1 protein-coding gene is annotated in these 3,072 nt (G+C 63.8%); it reads right to left on the bottom strand.

Going from position 1 to position 3,072, the window contains the following annotated elements; translation table 11 throughout:
- Positions 1 to 22: 22 nt before the first annotated feature.
- On the bottom strand, positions 23 to 2,980 hold the full coding sequence (gene eprS / locus SNL23_RS03785; RefSeq protein ID WP_318301648.1) for an autotransporter serine peptidase EprS: 2,958 nt from the start codon (positions 2,978 to 2,980) through the stop codon (positions 23 to 25).
- Between the last annotated feature and the right edge of the window lie 92 nt (positions 2,981 to 3,072).

Raw genomic sequence — 3,072 nt, 5'->3', positions numbered from 1 at the left:
TCCTTCGGCCTCAGGATCTTGTTCAGAACTGCCAGTTCAGGCTCAACCCCACGCCCTGGACTTTTTCCCGTCCAGCCAATTGGCCCGTGTAGTCGAGGTTGACCCGTGTGCTTTTGCTCAACGCCAGGCTGGCCTGTACACCCACCAGTGCCGCATCGCGCATCAACGGCGAGCTTTGCACCGCGAACGACGGCCCACCGGCGACAAACGCCAGGTGCTCTTCGGATTCAACGGCACTCAGGCTGTGCTGCCAGCCCAACGAGCCGGAAACGTCCAGTTGCTGGCGGTCATTGAGAGGGAAGGTTTTCGATGCCCGCAGGCCCAGAGTGCTCAGCACTGCATCGCGGCTGTCACTGCCACGCTGAAGTGCAGCGGCGTCGCCTTTCTCGTGAAAGCGTTCGTTGTCCAGATGCACGTAAGCCAGGTTGGCGAACGGCTCCAACGCCATCGACTGCAGGCTTAAACGGTAGGCCGCTTCGGTAAATACCTGGGCACTGCGCGCATCCAGTTTGGTCTTCTGCTTGCCGCTGACTTCGCCGTACTGCAAGTCACGTTTCACGTCGCCGCGATGCCAGCTGTACGCGCCGCCGACGCTCAAGCGCCAGTTGCCCAGCTCGCGCCCGGCATAGGCGCCGAGGTGGTAGCTGTCGATGGACGCCGAGGAGTGAGTGCCGCTGCCCATGTTCAGTGAACTGTCGCTGTAACCGGCCACCAGACCGGCGCGGGTCTGCTCGTCCAGCGCACCGTCGACACCGGCCAGCATGCCGCCCAGTGAGGTGGTGTAGCCCGCCGTTTCGCTGCGGCTGTCGGTTTTGCCCCAACTGCCGAGCGCCTTGACCCACACATTGCTTCCACCCGCGACCGGCGTATGGCGCAGGCGCTCGCCGACGGCATCACGTAGTTGGCGACTATCGTTGATCAGCATCGTGTCGATGGCCGGATAGATTTCTCCCGACAGTTGCTGGAAGCCTTGTTGCGCACTGGCCACGGAGTCTGAACGCAGGATGCTTTCGTACACCGGGTTGCCCGCGCCCAACTGCTCGGCGGCCGCCGCCACCGAGCGCTGGTTACGGGTGGCGCCGACACTGGCAAAGCTTGCATCACTGCGGGCAATGTCCAGCTGCACGCCGTTGGCGGCATAGTCGAGGGTGCCGCCGAGGAACAGGTAGTTGGGCAACACCGCACCGAACTGCCCCTGAATCCCGCCCGCCGCCTGGAGGATGTTGTACTGACGCCCCAGCAGGCTCTCGGCCTGTTGCTGGCTGAGCAAAGTCGGGCTGTTTTCCAGGGCCAGGGTCACGGTACCGCCGCCGAGGATTACCTTGCCGGTGGCGACAATCTGGTCGCTGCGGGTGGGGGTGAGTTCGACCGCATAGGTGGAACCGGCAGCGAGGTTCACGTCCCCGGCCACCTGCAAGATGCCCACGGAATTGCCCGGCGCCACGGTGCCGCCGCTGTTCACCTGCAACGCCGCGATACGGCCGGAACCGCCCAGTGTGCCGCTGTCATTGACCGTCACTGCCGACGTCAGTGAGCCATTCACCGCCAACCGACCGCCATTCACGGTGGTCGGGCCACGGTAGGTGTTGTCACCCGTGAGGATCAGGCTGCCCGCGCCGGATTTGATCAGGCTGCCTTCGTAGATACGCTGGGCCGCCGCTGCCGCCCGGGCGGTGCCAACGGCATAGTCCGTCTGGTCCTGCTGGCTCGCGCCGGCGCCCACGCCGTTCTCCCAGCCCTTGTCGCGCAAGGTTTGCTGCCAGGCCAGGGTTTCGGCGCTGTCTTCGGCCTGACGCTGGATCAGCGCCTTGTCGGAGATCGCATTGCTCCACACATCGCCCTGCCCGGCCGCCAACGTGACATTCATCGGCCCAAGCAATTGCCCTGGCCCGTGCATCGCCCGGCCAAGGTCCGGCACGCCCCAGCCAACTTGCGTGGTCGGTGCATCGGTGACCGCGCCATTGAGCTGAGTGGCCGTGGTCAACAACACCTGCAAGGCCTGTTCGTTGTTCAGGTACGGGTAGCGTTCCATCACCAGCGCCAGTGCGCCCGTGGCATGGGGGGCCGACATCGAGGTGCCGGACTTTACGCCGTAGCCACCGTCGGGAATGGTGCTGTTGATCAACGCCCCAGGGGTGGAAATGCACCAGTACTTGGCGATGCCGCACTGGTTGTATTTCTGGTTATTCGCCTTGTCCAGACCCGACACCGCCAGCCAGTGGCCTTCCAGTTCCGGCTGGAAATACGGCAAGGCCGAACGCACGCTGGCGTTGGCGTAGCCGCTATTACCGGCACTGAACACGTTGATCACCCCGGCCTTGGCCACATCCGCAGCAGCATCCAGCCAGGTGTTCTGGTTGTAGTGCTGGGCATAGGCCGCGTGCAGGTCGCCCAGGGTCTGGTAGCTGACGTCCTTGGGCTGGCTGCCCCAACTGTTGTTGATCGCGCGCACGCCGGAATCCACCAGGGCGCTGTACACCGCCTTGAAGTACTTGGGATCCGGTGTGGGGCCAAACAGGAAGCTGTCATTGGCGTTGGTGTTACCGACGTAGATCTGCGCGTTGTACGCCACGCCGTGCATGCCCACGCCATCACGGGCCGCGCCCATGGTGCCGGTGACGTGGGTGCCGTGGGAGTCGTTGTTGGGGTTGAGCGCGCCGGTGGTGCTGAACGGGCTGCCGTCGACGTAGGTGCCGCTGGCGGTGACCGCGTGATAGCGGTCCTTGGAGGCTTCGGGATGGTTGGGGTCGAAACCCGAGTCGAGGGCGCCTATCTTCACGCCACTGCCGGTGATGCCGCTCGCGTAGGCCTCGTTGGCTTTCATCCGGTCCAGGCCCCAGTCACTCTGGAACTCGGCGGAGCGCCAACTGGCGGGATCGCCCGCTTTGCCGGTTTCGATGTACTGCCCGTGGGCTGCCACGGACAGCAGCAACAAGGAGCCTGCGGTGAAGGGTTTGAAGCGAGGTGAATCAGTGATCATGAAGAGTCCTTTTTCTTATTGTTGAAATACCAGTGGCGAGGGCAATTGCTGTGGCTTGGGAGCTAGCTGTGTCTTGAAAGCTTGCTGTGGCT

Origin of the sequence: Pseudomonas sp. SED1, assembly GCF_034044025.1 — a bacterium.
Taxonomy (GTDB): Bacteria; Pseudomonadota; Gammaproteobacteria; order Pseudomonadales; family Pseudomonadaceae; genus Aquipseudomonas.
The sequence above is the reverse complement of the archived record's forward strand: the minus strand, read 5'-3'. Positions and strand labels throughout refer to the sequence as shown.